This is a genomic window from Bacillus sp. FSL R10-2780, from assembly GCF_038006125.1.
Taxonomy (GTDB): Bacteria; Bacillota; Bacilli; order Bacillales; family Bacillaceae_G; genus Bacillus_A; species Bacillus_A cereus_U.
Map to the genome: position 1 here is coordinate 2,862,499 of NZ_JBBOUQ010000001.1, position 25,881 is coordinate 2,888,379.

The following is a 25,881-nucleotide window of genomic DNA, read 5'->3' on the forward strand; positions in this document are numbered from 1 at the left end:
TTATAGTTGTAAACCAATCTGCCTAAAATATATTCTTTATTTCAAGAAACCTTATTATTATAACAAAAAGCAGAGAAGAATTCTCTGCTTTCAAAAGATATTACAATTAACTTTTTAGTGAATTGCTGATTTAAACTTACCACCATTTGTCTCTTGTGTATTCATAATCGTAACAAATGCGTTTTCATCAATTTCATGCACAATTGACTTTAACTTCGTCACTTCCAGACGTGTTACAACTGCATAAATAACTTCTTTTTCTTTATCTGTATAGCCACCTTTAGCAACAAGTTTTGTTGTTCCACGACCAAGGCGGTGTAAAATTGCATTTGATACTTCCTCATATTGATCCGATACGATTAAAACTGCTTTCGTTTCGTCTAATCCTTGAATTACCGTATCAATTGTTTTGAATGCGATATAGTACGTCATAACAGAATACATCGCTTGTTCAACACCAAAAACAAATGCTGCCCATGCAAAAATGAATAAGTTCACAAACATTACGAATTCACCAACAGAAAACGGTAATTTCTTTGTTAATAGAATTCCCATAATCTCCGTCCCGTCTAACGATCCACCATGACGAATAACAAGTCCTACACCAATCCCTAAAATAAGACCGCCGAAAACTGTTGCTAAAATCGGCTCTGTTGTAAATGGCGGGATAGCGTGCAACGTTGATTCAATAAATGCTAAAGCTACAATTCCAAATGCTGAAGATAACATGAATGTTTTTCCAATTTGCTTATATCCGGAGTACATAAAAGGAATGTTGAGGATAACAACTAAAGTAGAAAAACTTAACCACCAAATATTAGGAGTAAGATAATCTAATATAAGAGAAATGCCAATAATTCCACCATCAATAATTTTATTTGGCATTAAAAACAGTTCAATCGCTACCGCCGCACATGCTGCCCCAAAGACAATCATAACTAAACGATATACAAGATGAATAACACTTTCTTTTCGATGTTGCTTTTTCTCCATAAGTCCTCCTTATACTCTTTATCTATAGTTTCGTTCTTATATTATAACATAAGCTTCTTTTCCTCATTGAAAAAATGCACCTTGATACGAATATGTACAAGCTATGCTTACATATATTTCGATAGAAGAACGTGTGAAGGAGGACAACACGATGAACCTCATTAAACAAATTGTGAACAAAAAATTAAATCATATTTCTACAAAAGAGTTATTGAAATATAGTAAAGAATATGAAGTTTCAATTACGACTGCGCAAGCTGATCAAATTGTTTTACTTATGAAGGGAAAAAACATTAACATTTACGACAATAACGAACGACTAGAGCTCTTAAAACAAATAGCAAAAGTAACCTCCCCTGCTACTGCCCAACAAGTAAATACTTTATTTCAACAACTACTAAAATAAGGAGGGGAAAATCCCCTCCTTATTGCGCTTTAATTTTTTCAAGAATTCCTTCATCAAAAGTACCATTTTTCAGCATTTCAATTTCTAATTTATATGGTGGCTTCTTATCTTTTTTATCTTCACCTACATACGGCGTTTCAAGAATTTTTGGTACGTGCGTAAGTTGTGGGTGGTGCACAATGTGATGCAATGCCTTATAGCCAATATGACCAAAACCAATATTCTCATGACGGTCTTTTCCAGCTCCGCGTACATTTTTGCTATCGTTAATATGAAGTACTTGTAAACGATTTATCCCAACAATTTTATCAAATTCGTTTAACACACCGTCAAAATCATTTACAAGGTCATAACCTGCATCATGCGTATGACACGTATCAAAACATACAGATAGTTTTTCATTATATTTCACACCATCAATAATTTTCGCAATTTCTTCAAAACTACGACCGCATTCTGTTCCCTTTCCTGCCATCGTTTCTAGCGCAATATTAACCGTCTGTTCTGGCGTTATTACTTCATTAAGCCCTTTAATAATTTGTTGAATACCAGCATCTGCTCCTGCACCAACGTGAGCTCCTGGGTGAAGAACAATTTGTGTTGCTACCCCTAACGCTGCCGTTCTTTCAATTTCCATACGCAGAAAATCAACACCTAATTGGAACGTCTCAGGTTTCGTCGTATTCCCAACATTAATAATATACGGAGCATGGACGATAATTTCCTCAATACCGTTTAGTTCCATATGTTTTCTTCCTGCTTCTATATTCAATTCTTCAATTGGTTTTCTTCGTGTATTTTGTGGCGCACCTGTATAAATCATGAACGTTGTTGCACCGTATGAAACAGCCTCTTCACTTGCTGCTAATAACATCTTCTTACCACTCATTGAAACATGAGATCCTATCTTTAACATACAATCACCTCTTCAATATACAATAGATATAATGATAGCATAATTTGTAGAAATATGTAGCGAATTGTTTGTTCACACAAAAGGCACTACATAGATTAAACTGACTATTTAAACACTCTGCACTCTATACTTAAATTAACCCAATAAAGTGAAACTTTAGTCAACGTTTTTTCTACCCCTCACTAATTATTAGTCTGCATTAATCGACTTTCTCTCAAGTAGTGAGATAAAAAAAAATAAGGGAAATCCCTTATCTTTTTTTATTGCTATATTTTTTCTTCACTTTGTCACGTTCTGTTGCAAGTTTTCGTTTATAGTTTGGTTTTACTTTTTTCGGCTTTTTAACAACTTTTGTTGCCATAACATCTAGTCCATCATTTGGTTTTTTACGGCTCTTACGACGACGACGTTCACCTAAATCCGCCCATTCATCTCCGCGTAAATCTACATGCTTAAACTCGATATGACGTTGTTTTTCCAAACTATCTAACGCTTCTTCATTTGCTGGATCATAAATCGTTACCGCAATACCTGAATGACCCGCACGTGCAGTTCTTCCAACGCGGTGAACGAAGAAGTCTAAATCTGATGGAAGTTCATAGTTAATAACATGGCTAATTCCTTCAATATCAATACCGCGTGCCGCCAAATCTGTTGCGACAATGTATTGGAACTCTAAATCACGAACTTGTTTCATCATTTTTCTACGATCACGTGGTGATAAATCACCGTGTATACGTCCTACTTTTAACCCACGTTCTGCTAATCCATCGGCTACTTCGTCAGCCTTCTTCTTTGTGTTTGTAAAGACAATTGCTAAATATGGTTTAAATTGAAGTAGCATATTTTTCACTAATTCAGTTTTATTACGGTGTCTTGAAGGCACAAGGTAATGATCAATATTTCCTGCTGCAACTTGCTTCGGATTAATATGAATATGTTCTGGATTCTCCATATATTTCTTCAAAAATGGTTTTAATTTTTGAGGAATTGTTGCAGAGAAAACTAACATTTGCAGATTTTTAGGCATACGTGCCGCAATTTTATCTACATCTTGAATGAATCCCATATCTAGCATTAAGTCCGCTTCATCGACAATAATAGTATCCGCTTTATAAACAAATAGCGCCTTTTCTTCTACTAAGTCTTTAATACGTCCTGGCGTTCCAACTACAATATGAGGTTGTTTTTTCAACTTTTCAATTGATCGTTGTTTATCAGTTCCACCAATTAAACAGCGTGCTGTAATCATTTGATCTTCTGCACAGAACTTTGTTAGTTTCACAATTTCTTCGTAAATTTGTTGTGCTAACTCACGAGTAGGCGCTGTAATAACAAGTTGTACTTCTTCACGACTTGCATCAATTCTGTTTAATGTAGGAAGTAAGTATGCATGTGTTTTCCCAGAACCAGTTTGGGATTGTCCAATTATACTCACACCTTTTTTCACGACCGGGAAAATTTTCTTTTGAATTCCTGTTGGCTCTGTAAAGCGTAGTTCACGAACTGCATCTATTAAAAATGGTTTAAAATCATACTGTGTAAAAGTTTGTAGTGTCATAAGTTACACCTTCTTTCTAAAATTTCTACTGCGCACAAATCAGTCAAGTCTACATTATATCGAAATCTACAAGTAAAATCCATCTTTAGTTTAGGTTTTTATCTCAAAAACTAACCTTCTTTCCTTCCATTGCATATTGTATGTGTATATACCTAACTGAAGAAAGGAGGATTTCTCATATGTATCCGAAATCCCCAATAGGGCAAATGCATCCTAATCAAGGACATCATTCTTATACACCATACCCAATTCCACAACTACCACCGATGGCACAAAAAAAGAAAAGTTTTCTTTCTAAACTCTTTAAAAAACACGATCCTACGGAGCCTTTCATGCAAATGGTCCCTCCCTATCGGCAAACAGATGGGCCACCGATGATGTACCAGCAACCGCAATACCAACAGCAATACTCACAGCAATATCAACCGTATATGCAGCAACATCCTCAACAAATGATACCACCTCAAATGTATGAATCCAATGACACGCGCGGCGTCGCAACAACTGCAGCTGCGGCAACATCTAGCAGCGGCATCGGAAGCTTTCTTTCGAATCTAATTTCGAATCCAACTAATATGATAAATAATATCGAAAAAGTATCCCAAGTTGTTCAATCTGTAGGACCTGTCGTCGAGCAATACGGTCCAATTATGCGTAGTCTACCAAATATCGTCAAAATCCTCACCTCTGGAAAAAGCACGGAGGAAAAACAAATTGAAGACCAACCTAGAGAAGTTGAAGTAGCCACTCCAACTCCTCCACCAAAAAAGAGAAAAAGAAAAAAAATTGTAATTGAACCCATAATAGAAAAAGAATTACCAGAAGAGCCTGTTCAACAAATAGCAACAAAACCAAAACTATATGTGTAACAATCCTTTGTTTTCTATCTCCTCCTCCTTTATAATGTAATGGACTATGCACAAAAGTATCCCTTGTTTAGAAGGAGAGGATTACTCACATGAAGATTGTTAAAATTTCCCCTCGTGGTTATTGCTACGGCGTTGTTGACGCGATGGTTATTGCACGTAACGCCGCATTAGATAAATCATTACCGAGACCCATTTATATTTTAGGTATGATTGTTCACAATAAGCATGTAACAGATGCTTTCGAAGAGGATGGCATCATTACATTAGACGGTCCAAGTCGATTAGAAATTTTAGATAAAATCGATTCTGGTACTGTTATTTTCACTGCACACGGTGTTTCTCCAGAAGTTAAACAACGTGCAAAAGCAAAAGGTTTAACGACAATTGATGCAACTTGCCCAGATGTTACAAAAACACATGACCTTATTGAAGCAAAGAAAGCTGAAGGATACCATGTCATTTATATCGGCAAAAAAAATCATCCAGAACCAGAAGGCGCAGTTGGTATTGCACCTGATATCGTTCATCTTATCGAAAGAGCTGACGATTTAAAAACATTAGAAATCCCAACGGATAAAATTTTAGTTACGAATCAAACGACAATGAGTCAATGGGATGTTCAACATTTAATGGAGGACATTCAGAAAAAATTCCCAACAGCAGAATTCCACAAGGAAATTTGTTTAGCAACTCAAGTTCGCCAAGAAGCTGTTGCTAAACAAGCTGATGTTGCAGATTTAACAATTGTTGTCGGCGATCCGAAAAGTAACAACTCAAACCGTTTAGCACAAGTATCACAAGAAATCGCTGGTACGAAAGCATACCGCGTTGCAGACGTAAGTGAAATCCAATTAGAGTGGCTACAAGGTATCGAAAACGTTGCAGTTACAGCGGGTGCTTCTACTCCAACGCCAATCACAAAAGAAGTTATTGCTTTCTTAGACCAATATGACCCGATGAATCCAGCTACATGGGATAGAACTCGAAATGTACCACTTCAAAAGATATTGCCACGTGTAAAAGTAAAAAAACAACAATAACAAAAAACCGTTGCCTACATGAGCAACGGTTTTTATTTTTCTTATACAAACGTGAATGGATCTGTATGTAACTGCGAAGCATGAATTTGTACATTGAATTTCTTTGCATCTACTTTTTCTTGCAATTGTTTTTGTACACCTTGCTTCATTACTTTTTCAACGTTATGCCCTGGATCGACTATATTTAAACCAAGCATCATCGCATCATGAGCAACATGATAATACATATCACCTGTTACATATACATCTGCCCCTTTAAATTTCGCTTGGTTTATATATTTATTACCGTCACCACCAAGTACAGCTACTTTACGCACTTTATCATCTAACTTTCCAACAACTCTTGCACCCTTCACATGTAATGATTGTTTCACATGCTCAGCAAACTGACCAAGTGTCATTTCTTCTTGTAAATACCCTATTTTACCAAGACCTAAAGTTTCACCTTTATTATCAAGCGGATATACATCATATGCCACTTCTTCATATGGGTGGGCTGCCAACATCGCTTTAATAACTTTTCTTTGTAATGAAGCTGGAACAATCGTTTCGACACGCACCTCTTCCACACGTTCTAACTGTCCAGTTTCTCCGATATAAGGGTTTGTACCTTCTTTAGGGATAAACGTACCTACCCCTTCGCTACCGAACGTACAGTGGCTATAATTACCGATATGACCTGCATCCGCATCTCCAAGAGCTTTGCGCACTTCTTCTGCATGGGTTACTGGAACAAATACAACAATTTTTTTCATTTCTTCTGCATATGTAGGAGCTAATACTTCTGTATTTTGTAACCCTAACGCATCAGCAAGTAAATCATTTACCCCGCCCTTAGCAATATCTACATTTGTATGCGCTGCATACACCGCAATATCATTTTTAATACACGTTTCAATAATTCTTCCGTACACCTTATCCGTATGAATCGCTTTTAATGGATTAAAGATTAAAGGATGGTGCGCTATAATGATATTCGCTCCTAATTGGATCGCCTCGTTCACAACTTCCTCAGTTACATCTAACGCGATTAATACGTGCTGCACAGGTTTATTAAGCGCTCCAATCTGTAAGCCAACCTTATCCCCTTCCATCGCTAAATGCTTCGGATACATACCTTCAAACAAAGAAATAATTTCATGGCCATTCGGAATTTTACTCATGATAAAACCTCTCCTATCATTTTCATTTTCGCATCTATTTCTGCACGCTTCGCTTTTGTCTCTTCAGACTCTGCTGCACGCTCTAACTGTTTTAAAATATTTTGGAAGTTTTTCAATTCTCCTTCCCACTTTTCAACAAAAGCTTCACTTTTTTCTTTTATTAGAAATGGACCCATAAACAATTCAGCTTGTTTATTTTCAGAGTAAGGTACCGCTGTATCTCCTCGCTCTCCGACTAAAATCTCGTAAATCTTTCCGTCTTCTATTACAATTTTCTCACGGATAAGCTCCCATCCATTTTCAATAAACCATTCACGAATATGGTGTGCTGCAATATTCGGCTGTAAGATTAAACGTGTTACACCTTCTAATTTTTCTTTACCACTTTCTAAAATGTCACGAATTAACGCTCCACCCATACCAGCAATCGTAATAACATCTACTTCTCCTGGTGCAATAACAGCTAATCCATTCCCTTTACGAACGTCTACTTTATCTTGTAAGCCACTTTCAGCTACAGTTGCTTGTGCAGAGCGAAACGGTCCATCTACAATCTCTCCTGCAACTGCTTTTGTAGCAATATTATTTATAATTGTATAACACGGTAAATACGCATGATCCGATCCAATATCAGCTACTGTAGAGCCTACCGGAATCTCCCTCACAACTTCTTCTAATCGTTTCGAAAGCTTTACTTCATTCATGTATTTCCATTACTCCTTCTCTTGTCAGTCTGTCTCCATGATAATGAATTTATAGTAGTTGTTGCAAGCCCATAACAATACTTCAATTCTCTATTACTAATCGTATTTTAGATAGTATAGAAAAACAAGCCTTTTGCAAAAAGCAAAAGGCTTGTTTTTCTATACTTTATCCCGGATTAACGGGCAGTAAGACTCCCACCTCAAAATTCGGCTAGAACAAAGCAGTTAGGTGGGAGACCAACTGCCCGTAAACGCCCGATTGGTGAAGGCTAATAATCAATGGGGATGAACCCCCCACTGATTAAAGTTTCACTTTATTTTTTCTTCGATAACCAATCAGCTACTTTTGCCGCTTGATCAGCTGGAACTATATTTGGCGGCATATTTCCTTTTCCTTTTGAAATAACTTCTTTAATTTCATCTTTCGAAAGTTTCCCACCAATTTTTTGTAAATTAGGTCCTACCGCCCCTTGTAACTGATCACCATGACAGCTCGTACAGCTTTGCTTTACAATATCCTCTGGCTTTGATGCTGTTTGTGCTGGTTTCCCGCCATTTTTTGCATCAGCTAACTCTTTAGATTTATTTAGCCCCTGAAATGAAAATACAAACATAACGATAATACCTAATGCTGCAATAAGAGCGAACGGAATCAACGGATTACGTTTCATATCTCTTCTCCCCCCTCTATACCGCTAAATAGTTAGATGATTCAGTCATTTCAATTGTACTTGAAAACACTCTAGCAGAAAAGAGTAAACTACCATTTATTAAAAATATTCCGTAAATTCATTTTATTGATTTTCACTATTTTATCGCATATTATTTCGATAATTACTAACGTTTCTCATCATATTTTTTACTTTTCTACATATTATTTTGTAAAGAATAAACAAAATTAATCGAAAAATCGAAAAATGAGCATTTGCAAATCAAAAGACAATTCTGTAAAATAAATTACAAGAAATTGTAATCGTTGCCGATAGATAAAGTTTAACAAAAATTAACAAAAGAAAAAAGTTTACTTCACAATCGTGAAGTAAACTTAAAATAACCTATTCTAAGAAATCCTTAAGACGTTTACTACGGCTCGGATGTCTTAATTTGCGAAGTGCTTTCGCTTCAATTTGACGAATACGTTCTCTCGTTACGCCGAATACTTTCCCAACTTCTTCAAGCGTACGAGTTCGTCCATCATCTAAACCAAAACGAAGACGTAGAACATTTTCTTCACGATCTGTTAGTGTATCTAACACATCTTCTAATTGTTCTTTTAGCAATTCATACGCTGCATGGTCCGCAGGCGATGTTGCTTCTTGGTCTTCAATAAAGTCACCTAAATGGGAGTCGTCTTCTTCACCAATTGGTGTTTCAAGAGAAACTGGCTCCTGTGCAATCTTTAAGATTTCGCGTACTTTTTCTGGAGCAAGATCCATTTCTTCACCAATCTCTTCAGGAGATGGTTCGCGTCCTAAATCTTGTAATAATTGACGTTGTACACGAATTAACTTATTAATGGTTTCAACCATATGAACTGGAATACGAATTGTTCGCGCTTGGTCTGCAATCGCACGTGTAATAGCTTGGCGAATCCACCAAGTTGCATACGTACTAAATTTAAAACCTTTACGATAGTCGAACTTTTCAACCGCTTTAATTAGACCCATATTTCCTTCTTGGATTAAGTCTAAGAAAAGCATACCGCGGCCCACGTAGCGCTTTGCAATACTTACTACAAGACGTAAGTTTGCTTCTGCAAGACGGCGTTTCGCTTCTTCATCGCCTTCTTCAATACGCGTTGCAAGTCGAATTTCTTCTTCAGCGGATAGTAAGTCAACTCGACCAATTTCTTTTAAGTACATACGAACAGGGTCATTGATTTTCACACCTGGTGGCACACTTAAATCATTAAGGTCAAACTCTTCTTCCGTTTTTGTAATTTGGCGATTATTAGGACCTTCGTCGTTGTCATTGTCACCAACTAAGTCAATCCCTTGTTCACCTAAATATTCATAGTATTCATCCATTTGATCGGATTCAATTTCAAATCCATTCATGCGTTCTGCAATCTCTTCATATGTAAGAACGCCACGTTTTTTCCCAAGCTCAGTGAGTTGTTCTTTCACTTGCTCAAGGGTCATTTCAGTTTCAATTTGTTTAGAACGAGCTGGTTTATCAGCCATCTGTTCCCCTCCTTACGCGAGATACAAACATTCATTATACTAAAATTTTATCGAAAAAGCTATTTTCTTGCTTTTTGACTTTGTAAATATGCCACATAATATTTAGCAGCCTCTACAGGATCTGTTTTTTCCATTTGTTTTACTTTAAAGATAATTTCCATCTTTTCAAGTTTCTCTTTATGGCGTCTTAACGCTTCCAAATGACCTTGTAACGCTTCTTCTGTGTACTCTGGATTAATAAATTCATCCGTCGAAATATCAGTGATAATATTTTTCAACTTTTCATCAGAGAGCCAACTTAAAAATGTTCCGACTGAAGGTTCATTTCCCTTTTCATAATATGCGTATAGTTCATATAAAATCCCTTTATGTTCTTCTGTATAAAAATCTTCTATATGAGGTTCCATACGTACTGTCACTTCTGCACTTTGCAACATATGGTAGATAATTTCTCTTTCTGCCCTTTCAAAACCTGTTAACTTCGGCTTCGTTTGAACAATTTGAGATGGCTTAGAAACCTGCTTTATTTGTTTTTGCTGTACCTTTTGTTCTTTGCGATATTGGTGCAATTGATTCAAAAGTGTTTCCATTGAATACGAAAATTCTTGCGATAATGATTTTAAATATGATTCCGCCTGCATCGCATCCTGTAGCAATGATAACTCTTTTAAAACACTTTTTACATATTCTTCTTTGCCAGACTCATCTTGCAAATTTTTCCCTAAACGCAAATGATTTATTTTGAAACCAACAAAACTTATACTTGATTTCACAAGATTTTCAAAAGCGGTTGTCCCATATTGTTGCACATATTCATCAGGGTCAAGCTTATCTGGCAAGGATGTAACTTTCACTTGGCAACCAACTTGCAATAGTAATTGCCCTGCTTTCATCGTCGCTTCTCGCCCTGCTTTATCACCATCATAGCAAAGAACAACAGTTTCAACGTTACGTCGCAGAAGTTTCGCTTGTTCTTCAGTTAAGGCTGTTCCCATTGTCGCAACAGCTTCTTCCACACCACTTTTCACCGCAGCTAGTACATCGGCATAGCCTTCAAAAAGGACAACCTGCCCACGTTTTCTAATAAACGGCCTTGCTTGGTGGAAATTATACAACAGCTTACTTTTGTAAAAAATCGGTGTTTCAGGACTATTTAAATATTTCGGAGTGTCATCTCCTAACGCCCTTCCACTAAACGCTATCACCTTACCTTGTAAAGTATAAATCGGAAACATAACTCTTCCGCGGAAGCGGTCATAATGACTGCCATCCTTCTCACTTCTTACAAGAAGGCCAGCTTGTTCCATACTAGATAGCGACAAACCTCTTTTTTGTAAAATTTTCGTTGCTGCATCCCAAGCTTGTGATGCATAACCAATTTCAAATTTCTCAATCATCTCTTTTGTAATACCACGTTTTAATAAATATGAAAGTGCTTCATTTCCTTCTTCTGTATTTACTAATAAATGATGATAATACTTTTTCAAAAGTTCATGAGCCTGTTGCATGATGACAGTGTCATCAGATATGTCTTCTTGTTGTTGTTGTCCTTGCCCTGATGTATATTCTGCAACTGCAATTCCATTTCTTTCGCCAAGCTTTTGAACAGCCTCGGTGAAAGCAAGTCCTTCCATTTTCATAAGAAAAGAAAATACATTTCCACCTTCTCCACATCCGAAGCAATGAAAAATTTGCTTATCAGATGAAACAGAGAATGAAGGAGAATTCTCACCATGAAATGGACAAAGACCGAAATAGTTACGTCCCTGCTTTCTAAGTTGAACATACTCACCAATCACTTCTACAATATCAGATGATGTCCGAATCTGTTCAACAACTTCTTCGGGAATTCTGTTCCCCATAAATCCATCTCCGTGTCGTATTTTGTATTCGATATAAATTAAAAGATTCCTTTATAATTCGACAATATTTTTCTGAATTTGTTAGAAAGTACTGTCGATCACATTGTGTAAACGATTTTGGACCTTTCGTATAAGTCCCCAGTCTGCGTAAATTCGCAGATACATACTACTATATAAAATTGTATCCATTTGCTCATCTGTTACAAATGTATCTCTTGGAGACAATACATATACTCCTTTTTCACAAGAAGACTAGCAAGCACTATAACCTGTATGATCATGAGATCTGTAGCTTTTGCATGTTGATAAATATAACAATCCACTTCATCTTGCTCAGAATCTACATAGACCCAATTGCCTTGCTGTTTTCTTGAACGATGAGCATAGGATGCGACAAACAAAATTTCGACATAAAATTTTGTTCCAACTTGCACAATTACATTCTTCACGGGACACGCATCTGCATCAAATAATATCTTACTGATGTTTTGCATATTTCTGTATTCTACATCCCTTCTGTGAATCCTTCCATAATGTGCGTTTTCTTGTCTAGATTTTGTCGATTTAACGTAAATACATGTCTTTTTCGAAAATCCTATCCCTAGTTTATTCTGAAAAATTAAAGTCTAAACGTAAAATATAGGTTTTTATCACAATTTTTTATTATAATATATTTTCTTCAACTACGCTACATATCCCTTTAATTTTCATCTTACATTTAAAGATAACGAAATCGTTCCTTTAGCATAATAAAAAAAACAGAAGAATATAAGTATAACCATTCCGCTATATTCTATTACTAAGCCGAAAGTTCATGCTCTACTTCGCATCTTCCTCTACCGCCTTCTCACGAGCGAAAAAAGCACATTCACCTTTGGTAAATGTGCTAAAACATTTTTTGGTTTTGCACTGCATTCACAATAATATTTGCTGTTTCTTCAATCGCCTTATTTGATACATCAATCACTTGACAATTTATTTTATTAATTACTTCCTCAAAATGACCAAGTTCTTCTTGAATACGATTAATATTTGCATATGTTGCTCCATCACTTAATCCAAGTGATTTCAATCGTTCTTTTCGAATATGATTTAACTTATCCGGTATAATTTTCAAACCGAAACATTTCTCTTTTGCCACTTGATATAATTCCTCAGGTGGATCCACTTCCGGTACAAGTGGTACATTGGCAACTTTCAAACGTTTGTTATGCGCTAAATATTGTGAAAGTGGTGTTTTTGATGTACGTGAAATTCCAATCAACACGATATCAGCTTTTAAAATACCACGTGCATCTCTACCATCATCATACTTAACTGCAAATTCAATCGCTTCAATTTTTTTAAAGTACTCTTCATCTAATCTTCGAACGACACCTGGCTCATACCTTGGTACTTGCCCTGTAATTCCTTCAATTTGATCGATAAGAGGTCCGATAATATCGTATGCCTCTACTCCTTCTTTTGCCGCTTCTGTCAATAAATATTGACGCATATCAGGCTTTACTAACGTAAAACAAATAAGCGCTTGATTGCTCTTGGCAATCGAGATTACTTCCTTTAATGTCCCTGTATCTTCTACATACGGTACACGTCTAATATCAGGAGCGAATGGGAACTGTCCCATTGCCGCTCTAACAACCAAATCAGCCGTTTCTCCTACTGAGTCAGATACGACATATACGATTTTATTATCCATTACATTACCTCACTTTAAACAAATTACACTTATTCGTTATTTACTAAATTTACAAACGCACGTGTAATATTTGTTTTTGTAATTCGCCCAATCACTTCTAAACCTTGTTTCGTATCCTTCACAACCGGCATCGCATCAATCTGTCTTTCTATTAATTCCATCGCAATATCATATAAAGAATCCTCCCTGCGACACATCGCAATGTTTGGCATCCTTGTCATGATAATATTAACCGGAAGAGAGGTTAAATCCTGCTTTCCTAAGCTAGCTCGTAATAAATCTTTACGAGATACAACGCCAACTAATAAAGTAGATTGATCTACAACAAATAATGTACCAACGTCCTCTAGAAACATAGTACAGATTGCATCGTATACTGATACATTTTTATCAATTACAGCCGGTCTAGATTGATAATCTTGCACTTTAATTTTCTTAACAGCTTCAGATAATAGCTGTCCCCCGGTTTTACCCGTATAAAAATAACCTACACGTGGACGCGCTTCTAAATAACCAGCCATCGTTAAAATTGCTAAGTCTGGTCTTAGCGTTGCACGTGTTAAACCCAATTGCCCAGCAATTGACTCCCCTGTAATAGGACCGTGATCTTTTACAATCTGAATGATATGCTCTTGCCGTTTATTCAGCTCTATGATAATCACCACCTTTAATGCACAACGAAAAAAGTTATACTATCTCTTAAATATTATATACTAAATATGCTATTCGAAAAAGAAAGTATGTAAAAAGGACCGTATACGGCCCTTTTTATATTTGAAACTTATCAAGTTGTTCCAAGAAACGCCTTGTTTTCAAATAAATCCCACAATATTCATCATAATATGTATTCAATACTGTGCGCATTTGTTTTTTTGTACTATCCTTCACCGATACATTACCGAGCCGGTGTAGATCGAAGTGAAGAAAGAGACGTAATAATTTATGAACAGCCTCTCCCACCGGAATACGATACGGATCTTGTTCCGCATGACGCGAGCACAGAAAACCGCCTTCCCTGACAGAGAAGGCGACAAAATCTGTTTCTTGATGACAAATAGCACATGTATCAAAGTACGGGTGCATCCCTAATACCGGAAGCATTTTCGTTTGATAAATTAATGATAATGCTTCTGGGTCAACACCCTCACACATATAATGCAACGTTTGATATAACATTTCAAATAAATACGGATTATGCTTCTTATCTTCTGTTGCTTTATCAGTTAATTCGATAATAAATGATGCATAAGCAGTTAAAAATATATCCTCGCGAATTTCTTTCATAGATGAAATAATCTCGCCTTGTTGCAAAGTTCCAAGTCCAGATCCAATTTGAATAAGAAAATGACCATGTGTCATAAGTTGCGAAATAGCCGCTAACCGACTCTTCGGTTTTTTCGCCCCTCTTGCCATTGCACTTATCTTACCAAATTCCCGTGAGTATATTGTAACAATCTTATTTGTTTCTCCGTAATCTGTTGTACGGATGACAATGCCCTCAACTTTTTGAAACATGTTCGTCACCATCCAAGGTTTGAACAAAACGGGTCAAGAAATTGGAGAGTCTAGATGCGCTAACTCCTCTTCATGTTGATCCATCTCATCGTTTACGTCTTTTTCCATTTCTTTCAAAAGCAAATACGTTTCAATGCTTCCTGTTTTGGAGAAAAACTTCCAGGTAAAATCTAGCATAAGAATCCACCTTTCTCAATAAGCGTAGCCTATAAAGCAATTTCTTTTGTTGTTATTAAATTGACCCATTTTGTTCATTTTCATGTGAGAAAAATTTTTCCTAATTTATCAAGGTTCATAAAAACCAATAATCAGTGGATGAACAAAACACCCACTGATCACAACTTTACTTCATATTAATACTCGTCTTCACGGAAACCAAGGTCACGAAGCTGTGACATCTTATTACGCCAATCTTTTTGCACTTTCACCCATACTTCTAAAAATACTTTAGAACCAAGAAGTGCTTCAATGTCAAAGCGAGCTCGCTTACCGACTTCTTTTAACATCTTTCCTTGCTTACCTATAATAATTCCTTTTTGTGATGCACGTTCAACAACAATCGTTGCGTTTATATAAACCGCTCCGCCCTCACGCTTTTGAATTGCATCAATAACAACCGCTACAGAATGCGGTACTTCTTCACGTGTTAAATGTAATACTTTTTCACGAATAAGCTCTGAAATAATAAATCGCTCTGGATGATCCGTTACTTGATTATCCGGGTAATATTGCGGTCCTTCTGGTAAATACTTTTTAATTGCTCCGATTAACGCTTCAACGTTATTACCGTCCAATGCAGAAATTGGCACAATCTCCGCGAACTCATATAGTTTACGGTATTGATCAATTAACGCTAATAATTGCTCTGGATGAACTTGGTCAATTTTATTAATTACTAAAAATACCGGTTGTTTCGTTTCTTGTAATTTCTCAATAATAAATTCCTCACCACGACCATATCCTTCAGTTGCATTGACCATAAACAGAACAATATCAACTTCTTTTAATGTCGTTTGAGCCATCTTCACCATGAAATCGCCTAGTTTATGTTTAGGTTTATGTATTCCTGGTGTATCAATGAAAACTACTTGTGAATCATTTTCTGTATATACACCTTGAATTTTATTACGAGTTGTTTGTGGCTTATCGCTCATAATAGCAATTTTTTGGCCAATAATACGATTTAAAAATGTAGATTTCCCAACATTCGGTCTGCCAATAATAGAGACAAAACCTGATTTATAACCTTTTCTATTCATGTAAATCCTCCGCTAAAAATGCTCCTGGTAACAATTCTCCGACTGTTGTCTCTTGAACATCACCATGTAAGTTTGATAGGTATACTTTCGTATCCTGTTTACATAATTCTACCATAACTTGTCGACATGCTCCACAAGGAGGTACTGGACGCTTTGTATCTGCTACGACTGCAATAGCTACAAACTCGTTATCTCCTTCAGAAATCGCCTTAAATAACGCTGTTCTTTCTGCACAGTTACATAAACCATATGATGCATTTTCAACATTACATCCACGATATATTTTTCCATCCTGAGTTAGTAAAGCTGCACCTACTTGAAATTTAGAATATGGTACGTACGCTCGTTTACGCGCTTCGGTTGCTTCTTGAATTAATTGTTTGCTATTCATATTCCCGCATCCTTTCCGTTCACAGATGTGAATAGATACACTCTTTCACTAAAGGCCTTCACGGCGCTCCCAAAGCTTAATAAAAGCTTCGGAATGCAACTATACCATATACGGTAAAAAGATAATAGCACCAATTACAGCAGCTATAATTGCAAACAATAAAACTGCCCCCGCCGCAACATCCTTTGCAATTTTCGCAAACGGATGAATATCCGCGGTTGCTAAGTCTACTGTTTTTTCAATAGCCGTATTCACCATCTCTAAACCCATTACAATCCCTATCACAATAAGTAATACAATCCATTCCGTTGTTGTAATATGGAAATAAAAGCCGCAGCACATAACAATGACTGCGGCTAAAGAATGAATTTTCATATTTCGTTCATGACGAAGACAAAAGTATATACCAGCTATAGCATATCCAAAACTATCTAAAAGTTTTCCTTTTTTCATCGTCCTAATCCAAAGGCCTCTAAAATTTCTTTTTGTCTTCCAAACATTTCTTTTTCATCTTCTTCTGTCATATGATCATAACCAAGCAAATGCAAAAAGCCATGTAGTGCTAAAAACCCAAGTTCTCGATCAAAAGAATGTCCATATTCTTCCGCTTGTTCTTTTGCTCTTGGAATAGAAATAATAAGATCTCCTAACATACGCGGCATCTCCGCACCGACAATTTCCATTTCACCTTCTCCCATTTCTTCCATGGCGAAAGAAATAACGTCCGTAGGCTGATCCTTATCTCGGTAATCACGGTTTATTTCACGAATACGTTCATTATCTACAAACGTAACCGATAATTCTGCTCCTTCTTCTATCTTTTCCATTTGGGCTGCTTTCTCTACCAACCCTCGAATCAAGCTTATATACTCGTCTTTCACTTCGTCTGTTTCATCAATAAAATCAATTAATAAACTCATTCTTTCTCCTTTTCTTCCGGCGGTTCCGGATATGTAATACGGGAATGGAAAATACCATTTAACGTTTCACATAATGTTTTTCCAACAATTTGTAGTTCCTTAAATGTCAAATCACATTCACTAAATTGACCATCTTGCAAACGATCTCTAATGATACTTTGCACTAAATTATTGATTTGATCTGGCGTTGGATGATTCATTGAACGTACCGCCGCTTCTACACTATCAGCAATACCAATGATTGCCGACTCTTTAGAAGTTGCTTTTGACCCTGGATAGCGGAACATTTCCTCAGTATATTTCTCTTTATCTTCTTTAATCGCCTTATAATAAAAATATTTAAGCAACGTTGTACCATGATGCTGTCCAGCGATATCAATAATTTCTTGAGGTATATGATGTTCTTCTAACATTCTCACCCCATCGGTTACATGCGCAATTATAATATCTTTACTCGTTACAGGGTCTAATCTATCATGCGGGTTTTCAATCCCCATCTGGTTTTCAATAAAAAACTGCGGTTGTACTGTTTTTCCTACATCATGATAATACGCCCCTACACGCGCTAATACTCCGTTTGCTCCAACCGCTTCACATGCAGCTTCTGAAAGATTGGCTACCATTACACTATGGTGATATGTACCTGGTGCTTCTAATAAAATTTTGCGCAAGAGCGGGTGATTCGGACTTGAAAGTTCCATCAACTTCATACTCGATACAATCCCAAGGCCACTTTCTAAATACGGTAAAATTCCCATAGCTAGAACAGAAGAGATAATCCCTGAAACTGCAGCCATTAATAATTGTATCCCAATTTCAAGAGGCGAAAAGTTCCCATTTCGCAATAATAACAACGCCGCTAATACGACTACATTTAATACAGAAACGAGTATACCAGCTTGTAAAATCATCGTACGACGATTTTTTTCTCTCAAGAAAATACTAACTGATAATGAACTTAATAAAACATAAATCCCCACACTATAATTTAGTGTACTCGTTACACCTTCATTAAACATAATACTTCCGCACACAGAAAAGATCATACTCGTTAAAAATACAAATCGATCACCAATCATTAATTTTACAAGTATTGTTCCCATCGCAACTGGAACAACATACGCGATTCCTGCATATTCAAGCTTTTGAAACAAACTAATGATTTTCATTAGAACAATCGTGATAGACAAAATTGTGATATACGCTAAAACATACGGCCTATCTTCTCTTTTTCGCTGTAAAAACACTTCAAACTGCTTATGCATAAAGTACAATAACACACAAATAAGCACAGCCAGACCAACATAAGGTTGGAAGGTATTTCCCTTCTCTAACAATCCGGCTAACTTCAACTGCTCATATGCTTCTCGTGAAATCGTATCGCCTTCTTTCACAAGAACTTGCCCTTGAAGGATAAAAACTGATGCAACTGAATCTTCCGCTATTTTTTGACTATCTTTCGTCGCAGCTGAATCATAAAAATAGTTCGCTGTAACCGCATACTTCCCTAGTGCATTCACCGCATCTTTTAAATCACTACTTATACTTACGCTACTCATTTCAGTAACAAATCGTTCTCTTGCAGCTTCTTCTTGATCCATCTTAATGTGTTCACTCATAATTTTATTAACCGCTGTTACAGCCGCATCCTTCGCCAATGACAATTGACTTGAATTAGCATTAATAAATTTCAGCAATATCGAATCTGTTAAGCTTTTCGCTAAATCTGTTGGTAATTTCTTCTTTAACTTGTCCAATTTATCCACATCAGAAATTTTTTTATACTCGTCTGGACCAGTCGATTTAGCCTCTGCCTCTACTTCACTTACCGCATCAAAGACGGAATTTACAATATCCACTTTATTTTGCTTATATTCGCTTTTATATGTATATTTATCCTCAACCTTTTGAGCGGCTTCTTTTTTCTTTTTCGCTGTTGCGGATTTATCTTCAATTTTAACAGGAGAGTGAATTGTTTTTTTAGCAATATCGAGCTCTTTAACATCTAATTGCTCTGGTTTCACATTATTCATAAGTGCAAAAAACAGTACCGCTCCTAATAAAACGTAAGAAATCCAACTTAGTTTTTTCGAATGTTGTAAATTACGAAACCACTTAGAAATTTCTTGAGATCTTGACATGATTTCAATACCTTCTCCTCTCCAGAAATAAAGTGAAACTATTTATAGCTTTCATTTCTTCCAGCCAACGATGCTTTTTAGGACCATATTTTTATAGACCATCACCTATAGTTTATTTCCCTCGTCTTTAATGATAGTAAAAAATATGTCCTTCGCCAACCTTATCATACAAAAAGAAATGATCCTGACAAATAGGATCATTCCATTTTATCATATGCCTCAATAATACGTTGCACTAACTGGTGTCTCACAACGTCCGTTTGTTCCAATGTAATGAACGAAAGACCTGATACACCAGATAAAATATTAGCAGCAATAGAAAGACCTGACTTTACCCCTTTTGGCAAGTCTACCTGTGAGGGATCCCCCGTAATAACCATTTTAGAACTAAAACCTAATCGTGTTAAAAACATTTTTATTTGAACACCAGTTGTATTTTGCGCCTCATCTAATATAACAAATGAATCATCAAGAGTACGCCCTCTCATATAAGCAAGAGGTGCAATTTCAATTACACCACGTTCCATCATACGTTGTGTATATTCTTGTCCAAGAATATCATGTAACGCATCATATAGTGGTCGTAAATACGGATCTACTTTTTCTTTCAAATCACCTGGTAAAAACCCTAAGCTCTCTCCAGCTTCTACAGCAGGTCTTGTTAAAATAATTTTCTTTACATACCCTTGCTTTAAAGCTCTCACAGCCATTACTACGGCTAAGTATGTTTTTCCTGTCCCAGCAGGCCCTATCCCAAATACAATATCATTCTTTTTCATTGCATGAATATATCGTCTTTGCCCCATCGTTTTCACACGAATGGATTTACCTTTTGCTGTTTTAAAAATTTCCTCTTCATATAACTCTTCGAATTGAGCAATTTTCCCTTGTTGCCCAAGCTGAATCGCATACGCAACATCTCTTTCCGAAATTGATACACCTTTACGGATAACAACAAGTAACTGTTGTAAGATTTTTTCTACGAGCACCACAGTTTCATCTGCCCCAGATACACGAACAGATTCTCCTCTAGTCACAATCGATACACTAAGTTCTCGTTCAATTACTTTTAAATGAGCATCATTTACCCCAAAAAGAGCGATTGCTTCGTTAGGGTTTTCCAATTGTTGGTTCATTTCTACTAATTGTTCTGCCATTACTCAGTCTCCTTGAATATCGAATTCAGATATTGGTTGTGGCTCTGCAATATTTTCAATCACTGTATAATGTAATGTGACCTTTAGGTGATCCGCCTCAACCTCTTTACTCAAAATGTTATCACTTACAATCATAGCATGTTCATCCAATTTTTTCTTCAGTTCTTTTTCTGCCATCTCTTTCGCTACTTTCATTGCTTGTTTTTCGGTATATTCTCGGTTCGCTTCTTCCTCTTCTCGTACAATATCTTTCTCGTATGCAACTGGTAATGTGAATCCAAATAATTTCACATCATGTTTTACACTTTCAGTACGAGAGCGTTTATACTTATCCTGTTGAAATCCCCATATTTTTATTTTAGCACTCCCAAATTTAAGAAAATATTCATTATACGAATTACCAGTATACACTTGAAATTGCGTCTTTAACGGAACATCCACCTCAGATTTGTACCACGTTTCTCCATATACAATCCCTTTAGCCGAAACAATTGTCGGATTCTCCTCATTACCATACATCCCCGAGACGAGAAGTTGCCCCTTTTCTACATGGTCATTTTTCATGACAACAGGCTTCCCAACTTCCACAAATGTTTTTGTAATAATCCCTTCTTTTTTCGCTACTAAGTTTTGTGGCTGTTGTTCACTTTCTTTTTTCGGTTCATTTTTTTCAACAATCTTAAAATGATATGTTGTCCCTCTTATTTCTAATCCCGCCCAAGTAATCGCATTAATATTGTCTGTCAAATGACGTTGAACATCTTCTACACTCGGCATTTGGAACTGTAATTTCCCTTTTTTTATACCCATTTTGTTCAATTCTTTCATCAAGATATATTCCGTTTCAGGTTTTGCTCCTGTAATTTCAATTTTCCACACCATATTTGACAATGCGATCATTCCGAAAAAAAATATTAAAAACCCAATTAAAAATCCACTATTTTTAATTAAACGCTTATTCCAAAACGGAAAACCGTAACGTCCAATAAAATATAATTTACATTCATTTTTTCTATAAATTGGTTTTATCTTTTTCACATCTCGTAATAACATACAAAAAACTAACGTTTCATCAGCTATCTTCTTTACATCCCAAACGAGTAATTTCCTCCGCACACACTCGTTAACAAAGCGTTCCGCTCCTCTACCTTCAATTCGCACCTTTACATACCCAAGCCATTTTATAAACCATTTATTTTTCATCGACTATCTCCACTACCTTTCTAAAAGTAGATACACTACTTTTCAATTCGATTATCAAACTAGCTCGTACTAAATTAGCAGATTCCTTGATCCTCACTAATTATTAACCTTCACGAGCCAGTTTTTTTACGTGGAACTCAATTCCCACCTATCCTCTTTGTACGAACCGAATATTGAGGCCAGAACGTTATCACCTGTTAATACAAGGTAACGAAGAAAAACTTCACAAACGGAAGTTTCTCCTCACTCCTCTTTCTTTTCATTTTCTAAAAACGTCACTTGTTCAATAATCCCTTCAAGTAACAGTTCTTCTGGAAGGATTGTTTTAATAACAAAGGATTGACCTTTAATTAATAATTGACCATGTTTCAATAGCAATCTTACCTCTTTATCTGAAAACACTAATAATCCTCGATGATTTTCTATATAGATATGTACTTGCCCAACAAGCGTGATCCGAGGTAGATCCATTAACACATCCACTGGCAGGTCTATTTGCTTCGTTAACCAATTCTTCATTTGTTCTAATTTCTTCATCTCAAAAGACCCCCTCTCATCCCATATGTATGAAAAAAGAGCTTGTAATATCACGTCCAAACTGAAAAAAGCATAAAAAAACGTCTCATACGAAATGAGACGCTTTTTTATGCTAATAGCTGGATAACCAGCTTATTCACAAGTGATCCGTCTGTTTTACCTTTTACTTTCGGCATAACAGCAGTCATCACTTTACCCATATCTGCTTTAGATGTAGCACCAACTTCAGAAATAACTTGCTTAATTATATCCGCTAGTTCTTCTTCTGTTAATTGCTCCGGCAAATATGCGCTTAAAATCTGAATTTCACTTTGCAGTTTATCAACAAGGTCTTCACGACCAGCTTTTTTAAATTCAAGGAGGGAGTCCTTATACTGTTTTACTTCACGAGCTAAAACTGTTAATTCCTCTTCTTCAGTAAGAGTATGTTGCAGTTTAATACCTTCATTTTGTAAAGCAGCCTTAACCATACGAATAACGGTTAATTTTTCTTTTTGTTTATTCTTCATCGCTTGTTTCATATCATCGTTTAAACGACCGAGAAGACTCATAACTTACACCCTCTCTTAGAACTTACGCTTTCTTGCCGCTTCAGACTTCTTCTTACGTTTTACACTTGGCTTTTCATAAAACTCGCGCTTTCTTGCTTCAGCAAGTGTACCAGTTTTAGAAACCGACTTTTTAAAACGGCGAAGTGCATCCTCCAAAGACTCGTTTTTACGAACGACTGTTTTTGACATTCTCTTTCCCTCCCTCCGAAACATCACACTTACATACTAACTTCAGCATGCAAAAAGAAACACTTCTTCAGCATGTCTTTTACGATTATAATACATTTTATCACTGCAGGTCAACTATTTGGCAGAATAAAAGAAGAATTGATGCTCTTCCTTTTTCAAAAACTATGTTGATAGCCTTTATCTCTTCCCCTAAAAATAAATATATTTTTATCACTGGATCTTTTTTATACAAGGATACGCTCAAAAATCACTCATTTAACGAACAACCCACTGCATCTTCTTTCAATACTTAACTTCTCCATGAACGAAAAAAAAGCATTAACGGGCAGTAAAACTCCCATCTCAAAATTCGGCTGAAGCAAAGAAGTTAGGTGGGAGATCAACTGCCCGTAAACGCCCGATTGGTTCAACAAATAATCAGTGGGGATGAACCAACCCCCCACTGATTAAAGTTTCACTTTATTATGCGCTTGCTGATTCTTTTTTTACATCATCTTCAAGAACACGAACAAACTGCGCTTCATTATATGGATAACCAGCTTTTGTAATTTTCACTTTTACTAGCTTACCAATCAATTCTTCAGATCCTTCAAACACAATTTTTAAGTAGTTATCTGTATAACCTACATATAAACCTTCACGGTCACCATCTTTAAATGTCTCTTCCGGAATGATTTCAAGTACTTCACCTTCAAATCCAGAAGCATACTCTTTCGCTAATTGATTTGATAGCTCAATTAAACGGTGAACACGATCGTTCTTCACGTCTTCAGGAATTTGATCTTCCATACGTGCTGCTGGAGTACCTGTACGTTTTGAATAAGGGAAAACGTGTAATTCAGAGAAACGATTCTCTTTAATGAAATTGTACGTTTCCATGAATTCTTCTTCTGTTTCACCTGGGAATCCAACAATTACGTCTGATGTAATCGCAAGACCTGGTAACGCTTCTTTCAAACGATCTAAACGCTCTTGGAAAAATTCCATCGTATACTTACGGCGCATACGTTTCAATACAGTATTAGATCCTGACTGTAATGGAATATGCAAGTGACGTACAACTACTTCTGATCTATCTAACACTTCAATTACTTCATCAGAAATTTGACTCGCCTCAATAGAAGAAATACGAAGGCGTTTCAATCCGCCTACTTTCGCTTCCATATCGCGCAGTAATCCCGCTAAGTTATACTCTTTTATATCTTCACCGTACCCACCTGTATGAATACCTGTTAATACGATTTCTTTATAGCCCGCATCTACTAATTGCTGCGCTTGTTTAATAACTTCTTTTCCATCACGAGAACGCATTAAACCACGCGCCCAAGGAATGATGCAAAATGTACAGAAGTTATTGCAACCTTCTTGTATTTTTAAAGATGCACGTGTACGGTCCGTGAAATATGGTACATCGAGCTCTTCATATACACGTGTTTTCATGATATTGCGGACAGCATTAATTGGTTGACGCTCTTTACGGAATTCTTCGATGTATCCTAACATCTTCTCACGATCTTGCGTACCAACAACAATATCTACACCTGGAATTGCCATAATTTCTGCTGGAGATGTTTGTGCATAACATCCAGTTACACAAATTACCGCATCTGGATTTTGACGTACAGCACGTCTAATTACTTGACGGCTTTTTTTATCTCCAGTATTTGTTACTGTACATGTGTTAATAACATATACATCAGATTTTTTTTCATATTCAGTTCTTTCATAACCACCTTGTTTAAACAATTGCCAAATCGCTTCTGTTTCATAGTGGTTTACTTTACAACCTAACGTGTGGAACGCAACAGTTGCCATTGATTATCACCCCATCAATTCAAAATGATAAGAAGCGGCACTTAACGCATAAAGCGGAGCCGTTTCTGTTCTTAAAATTCTTGGTCCTAAACTACATGGTACAAATTTATGTTCACGAAGTGCGGTTATCTCTTCCTCCGCTAAACCGCCTTCCGGCCCAAATACAATCAGCAGCTTTTGGCCTCGTTTAATCGTCGATAAAGCTTTCGCAAAATTAGATTTCTCACCTTGTTTCGCTTCTTCTTCATACGCAACAAGACAAACATCATACTCGCTACTCATCGACAGCAGTTGTTTAAATGATGAGGGAACGTGTACTTCTGGAATTTCACTTCTATGCGATTGTTCCGCAGCTTCTTTTACAATTTTTTTCAAACGCTCAACTTTTTTATCTGCTTTTTTCGCATCCCACTTTACAATAGATCGAGATGCTTGAAATGGTAAAAATGCAGCTGCCCCAAGCTCAGTTCCTTTTTGAAAAATTAACTCTAGCTTGTCTCCTTTCGGCAGTCCACTTGCAATCGTCACGAACACAGGAAGTTCGCTTGACGCCTCTACCCATTCTACAATAGTGGTATCCACAAATTCACTGGTAATTTCAGCAATTGAACACTCTGCTGTTTGACCATTTACACAGCAATAAATGTGGTCACCAGCTGACATACGCATCACTCTTGCGATGTGATGAACATCATCACCCATTATACGAATACTTGTCTCATTTACATATTTCTCTTCTACAAAATAACGTTGCATATAATCACCTTAGTAGAGTTTCGTTCCTTTCGTAAGTCAACACTTACGAAA

The 25,881-nt window shown here is 36.5% G+C and carries 29 protein-coding genes; 3 read left to right on the forward strand and 26 right to left on the reverse strand.

Features of this window, described 5'->3' with window-relative positions; genetic code table 11:
• Positions 1-114: 114 nt before the first annotated feature.
• Positions 115-993, reverse strand: coding sequence for a YitT family protein (locus NSQ47_RS14950; protein ID WP_002015168.1), 879 nt, complete (start codon positions 991-993; stop codon positions 115-117).
• 151 nt (positions 994-1,144) lie between these two features.
• Here NSQ47_RS14950 and NSQ47_RS14955 point away from each other — a divergent pair, with 151 nt between their 5' ends.
• Positions 1,145-1,399, forward strand: a complete 255-nt coding sequence (locus NSQ47_RS14955; RefSeq protein ID WP_001048958.1) for a DUF2624 domain-containing protein — start codon at positions 1,145-1,147, stop codon at positions 1,397-1,399.
• 19 nt (positions 1,400-1,418) lie between these two features.
• On the opposite strand, the gene NSQ47_RS14960 is transcribed toward NSQ47_RS14955, so the two are convergent.
• Together NSQ47_RS14960 and NSQ47_RS14965 are read right to left on the reverse strand one after the other, a co-directional pair.
• Positions 1,419-2,315, reverse strand: a complete 897-nt coding sequence (locus tag NSQ47_RS14960) for a deoxyribonuclease IV (protein ID WP_002138366.1) — start codon at positions 2,313-2,315, stop codon at positions 1,419-1,421.
• A 250-nt stretch (positions 2,316-2,565) separates the two neighbouring features.
• Entirely contained in the window at positions 2,566-3,876 is a 1,311-nt protein-coding gene (locus NSQ47_RS14965) for a DEAD/DEAH box helicase (protein WP_341037244.1), read from the reverse strand.
• Positions 3,877-4,055: 179 nt separating this feature from the next.
• Here NSQ47_RS14965 and NSQ47_RS14970 point away from each other — a divergent pair, with 179 nt between their 5' ends.
• Positions 4,056-4,745, forward strand: a complete 690-nt coding sequence (locus NSQ47_RS14970) for a YqfQ family protein (RefSeq protein ID WP_215579680.1) — start codon at positions 4,056-4,058, stop codon at positions 4,743-4,745.
• Positions 4,746-4,834: 89 nt separating this feature from the next.
• The gene (locus NSQ47_RS14975; RefSeq protein ID WP_002111876.1) at positions 4,835-5,785 is read left to right on the forward strand and encodes a 4-hydroxy-3-methylbut-2-enyl diphosphate reductase; all 951 of its coding nucleotides are present in this window, start codon (positions 4,835-4,837) and stop codon (positions 5,783-5,785) included.
• A 41-nt stretch (positions 5,786-5,826) separates the two neighbouring features.
• On the opposite strand, the gene NSQ47_RS14980 is transcribed toward NSQ47_RS14975, so the two are convergent.
• The 23 genes from NSQ47_RS14980 to NSQ47_RS15090 form a co-directional block, all read right to left on the reverse strand.
• Positions 5,827-6,948, reverse strand: coding sequence for a Nif3-like dinuclear metal center hexameric protein (locus NSQ47_RS14980; protein WP_088079381.1), 1,122 nt, complete (start codon positions 6,946-6,948; stop codon positions 5,827-5,829).
• Entirely contained in the window at positions 6,945-7,652 is a 708-nt protein-coding gene (locus NSQ47_RS14985) for a tRNA (adenine(22)-N(1))-methyltransferase (protein ID WP_341037246.1), read from the reverse strand. The genes NSQ47_RS14980 and NSQ47_RS14985 overlap by 4 nt, the downstream gene beginning before the upstream one ends.
• Before the next feature lie 314 nt (positions 7,653-7,966).
• Positions 7,967-8,323, reverse strand: a complete 357-nt coding sequence (cccA, locus tag NSQ47_RS14990; RefSeq protein ID WP_002129130.1) for a cytochrome c550 — start codon at positions 8,321-8,323, stop codon at positions 7,967-7,969.
• Between the two features lie 384 nt (positions 8,324-8,707).
• On the reverse strand, positions 8,708-9,835 hold the full coding sequence (gene rpoD, locus NSQ47_RS14995) for an RNA polymerase sigma factor RpoD (protein WP_000764062.1): 1,128 nt from the start codon (positions 9,833-9,835) through the stop codon (positions 8,708-8,710).
• A gap of 59 nt (positions 9,836-9,894) precedes the next feature.
• Complete coding sequence (gene dnaG, locus NSQ47_RS15000) at positions 9,895-11,697, reverse strand: DNA primase (RefSeq protein WP_002067179.1); 1,803 nt, start codon at positions 11,695-11,697, stop codon at positions 9,895-9,897.
• An 81-nt stretch (positions 11,698-11,778) separates the two neighbouring features.
• Complete coding sequence (locus NSQ47_RS15005) at positions 11,779-11,922, reverse strand: hypothetical protein (protein ID WP_227493659.1); 144 nt, start codon at positions 11,920-11,922, stop codon at positions 11,779-11,781.
• Positions 11,898-12,191, reverse strand: a complete 294-nt coding sequence (locus tag NSQ47_RS15010; protein WP_242476338.1) for a DUF188 domain-containing protein — start codon at positions 12,189-12,191, stop codon at positions 11,898-11,900. The genes NSQ47_RS15005 and NSQ47_RS15010 overlap by 25 nt, the downstream gene beginning before the upstream one ends.
• A gap of 392 nt (positions 12,192-12,583) precedes the next feature.
• Complete coding sequence (locus NSQ47_RS15015; RefSeq protein WP_002160452.1) at positions 12,584-13,396, reverse strand: pyruvate, water dikinase regulatory protein; 813 nt, start codon at positions 13,394-13,396, stop codon at positions 12,584-12,586.
• Between the two features lie 29 nt (positions 13,397-13,425).
• A complete protein-coding gene (locus NSQ47_RS15020; RefSeq protein WP_087947415.1) occupies positions 13,426-14,058 on the reverse strand; it encodes a helix-turn-helix transcriptional regulator in 633 nt (210 codons plus the stop codon).
• 106 nt (positions 14,059-14,164) lie between these two features.
• Positions 14,165-14,911 (reverse strand): DNA repair protein RecO, encoded by a 747-nt coding sequence (recO, locus tag NSQ47_RS15025; protein ID WP_016106175.1) that lies wholly within the window; start codon positions 14,909-14,911, stop codon positions 14,165-14,167.
• A 33-nt stretch (positions 14,912-14,944) separates the two neighbouring features.
• Positions 14,945-15,088 (reverse strand): YqzL family protein, encoded by a 144-nt coding sequence (locus NSQ47_RS15030; RefSeq protein ID WP_000883924.1) that lies wholly within the window; start codon positions 15,086-15,088, stop codon positions 14,945-14,947.
• 176 nt (positions 15,089-15,264) lie between these two features.
• Complete coding sequence (gene era, locus NSQ47_RS15035; RefSeq protein ID WP_002160449.1) at positions 15,265-16,170, reverse strand: GTPase Era; 906 nt, start codon at positions 16,168-16,170, stop codon at positions 15,265-15,267.
• Positions 16,163-16,561, reverse strand: coding sequence for a cytidine deaminase (locus NSQ47_RS15040; protein WP_002111886.1), 399 nt, complete (start codon positions 16,559-16,561; stop codon positions 16,163-16,165). Before NSQ47_RS15040 ends, era begins: the two co-directional genes overlap by 8 nt.
• 99 nt (positions 16,562-16,660) lie before the next feature.
• Positions 16,661-17,014 (reverse strand): diacylglycerol kinase family protein, encoded by a 354-nt coding sequence (locus NSQ47_RS15045; protein WP_016106176.1) that lies wholly within the window; start codon positions 17,012-17,014, stop codon positions 16,661-16,663.
• Complete coding sequence (gene ybeY, locus NSQ47_RS15050; RefSeq protein ID WP_341037249.1) at positions 17,011-17,481, reverse strand: rRNA maturation RNase YbeY; 471 nt, start codon at positions 17,479-17,481, stop codon at positions 17,011-17,013. Before ybeY ends, NSQ47_RS15045 begins: the two co-directional genes overlap by 4 nt.
• Positions 17,478-19,622 carry an HD family phosphohydrolase gene (locus NSQ47_RS15055; RefSeq protein WP_341037251.1) on the reverse strand — a complete coding sequence of 715 codons (2,145 nt, stop codon included), beginning with the start codon at positions 19,620-19,622 and terminating at the stop codon, positions 17,478-17,480. The genes ybeY and NSQ47_RS15055 overlap by 4 nt, the downstream gene beginning before the upstream one ends.
• Positions 19,623-19,819: 197 nt before the next feature.
• A complete protein-coding gene (locus NSQ47_RS15060; RefSeq protein ID WP_002160446.1) occupies positions 19,820-20,779 on the reverse strand; it encodes a PhoH family protein in 960 nt (319 codons plus the stop codon).
• A 3-nt stretch (positions 20,780-20,782) separates the two neighbouring features.
• The gene (gene yqfD / locus NSQ47_RS15065; RefSeq protein ID WP_341037254.1) at positions 20,783-21,982 is read right to left on the reverse strand and encodes a sporulation protein YqfD; all 1,200 of its coding nucleotides are present in this window, start codon (positions 21,980-21,982) and stop codon (positions 20,783-20,785) included.
• Between the two features lie 243 nt (positions 21,983-22,225).
• Positions 22,226-22,519 (reverse strand): sporulation protein YqfC, encoded by a 294-nt coding sequence (gene yqfC, locus NSQ47_RS15070; protein WP_002088680.1) that lies wholly within the window; start codon positions 22,517-22,519, stop codon positions 22,226-22,228.
• A 107-nt stretch (positions 22,520-22,626) separates the two neighbouring features.
• Entirely contained in the window at positions 22,627-23,070 is a 444-nt protein-coding gene (locus NSQ47_RS15075) for a GatB/YqeY domain-containing protein (protein ID WP_000054578.1), read from the reverse strand.
• Between the two features lie 15 nt (positions 23,071-23,085).
• Positions 23,086-23,259, reverse strand: coding sequence for a 30S ribosomal protein S21 (gene rpsU, locus NSQ47_RS15080; protein WP_002088683.1), 174 nt, complete (start codon positions 23,257-23,259; stop codon positions 23,086-23,088).
• Between the two features lie 462 nt (positions 23,260-23,721).
• Positions 23,722-25,074 (reverse strand): tRNA (N(6)-L-threonylcarbamoyladenosine(37)-C(2))-methylthiotransferase MtaB, encoded by a 1,353-nt coding sequence (gene mtaB / locus NSQ47_RS15085; protein ID WP_341037256.1) that lies wholly within the window; start codon positions 25,072-25,074, stop codon positions 23,722-23,724.
• 6 nt (positions 25,075-25,080) lie between these two features.
• The gene (locus NSQ47_RS15090) at positions 25,081-25,830 is read right to left on the reverse strand and encodes a 16S rRNA (uracil(1498)-N(3))-methyltransferase (protein WP_002160444.1); all 750 of its coding nucleotides are present in this window, start codon (positions 25,828-25,830) and stop codon (positions 25,081-25,083) included.
• Positions 25,831-25,881 lie beyond the last annotated feature (51 nt).